The sequence below is a fragment of the Vibrio sp. IB15 genome (assembly GCF_016406055.1).
GTDB lineage: Bacteria > Pseudomonadota > Gammaproteobacteria > Enterobacterales > Vibrionaceae > Vibrio > Vibrio chagasii.
Window position 1 is genome coordinate 1 of sequence record NZ_JAEFCE010000148.1, and the last position, 1,184, is coordinate 1,184.

Genomic DNA, 1,184 nt, shown 5'->3' on the forward strand with positions numbered 1-1,184 from the left:
CCAGATGTAAGCGATCATCTCTCTTGCGATGGCGACCACAACGACATTTCGGTGTGTACCTTTTTGTAGGGCGTTGTTGATCAAATCAGCTTGAGGTTCAACGACGCCATATTTAACTAATCGTTAGCTTCTAACAGGCATACCTAGTCCTATGACTTTGTTTATAGCTTTGACATTCGCCATGATTTCACCCACTTGAGCGTTGTAACACCTCAAGCTCAATTTACCGCTGGTTAGTCCTTTATATCGAGACATTGCGGTCTCAGATATTGAGCGATAGTGGTATCCTGACTCAGATTTCCAATCCGTTATTGTTCCGTTTTTAAGAGCCTCTACAGCTTCATTTCTGGGATGCCCATCTTCCCAAGGAGTCGCATTCTTTCGAGGTGGTATCAACGGAGTACAGCCCTTATTTTTCAGGGTCTCATGGCAACTTTTTGTGTCATATGCTCCATCAGCAGATACTGTATGGATCTTTCTACGTAAAGGGTTGAGTAATGTTGGCAACACTTCGTTATCGCCAACACTTACTAGACTGACTTCTGCACTAATGGCCTCATGAGTTTCTACATCAACAGCTAAGTGCAGTTTGCGCCAAGTTCTACGTTTTTCGGCACCGTGCTTTTTCACTTTCCATTCACCCTCGCCAAAAACTTTGAGACCAGTCGAGTCAATGGCTATATGGCGAATAGCTCCTTTGGATTTATTGCGATATTTGACCTGAACTGTCTTCGAACGTTTGCTGATACAGGTGTAGTCAGGGGACGTCAGTGGAGCATCCAATAGCTCAAAGATAGAATCAATAAAGCCTTGAAGAGTACGTAATGGCAGAGAGAAGATCCCCTTAATCATCAAGGCAGTTTCAATCGCGGTATCAGAATACTGGAAACCTCTACCACGCTTACCATGATGGGTTGTACATCGCCATGCATCTATGGCTGAATCATCTATCCAAAACGTAACCGAGCCACGCTTGCACAGAGCCTTATTGTATTCCGCCCAGTTAGTTATCTTCTTTTTCGCTTTACCCATGTCACCACCGTTCTAACCACCATAAAGGATCAGATCACAGGACTTGGTAAAGGTTCAACTGATTTAAGCAACAACGCCTTTTTGTAGTAGTCGTTGATAACGACGACATAACCTTTGCTGGGCTTGCCAAGCGATATCAACTATCTCTTTAG

1 protein-coding gene is annotated in these 1,184 nt (G+C 43.9%); it reads right to left on the reverse strand.

The features are described from left to right. Nucleotides 1–123 precede the first annotated feature (123 nt). Nucleotides 124–1,032 (reverse strand): IS5 family transposase, encoded by a 909-nt coding sequence (locus JC606_RS23160; protein WP_198779554.1) that lies wholly within the window; start codon nt 1,030–1,032, stop codon nt 124–126. Nucleotides 1,033–1,184: the final 152 nt, after the last annotated feature.

Excerpts from the sequence above, each read along its gene's own strand:
- JC606_RS23160 (WP_198779554.1), bottom strand. The coding sequence starts at position 1,032 with ATGGGTAAAGCGAAAAAGAAGATAACTAACTGGGCGGAATACAATAAG.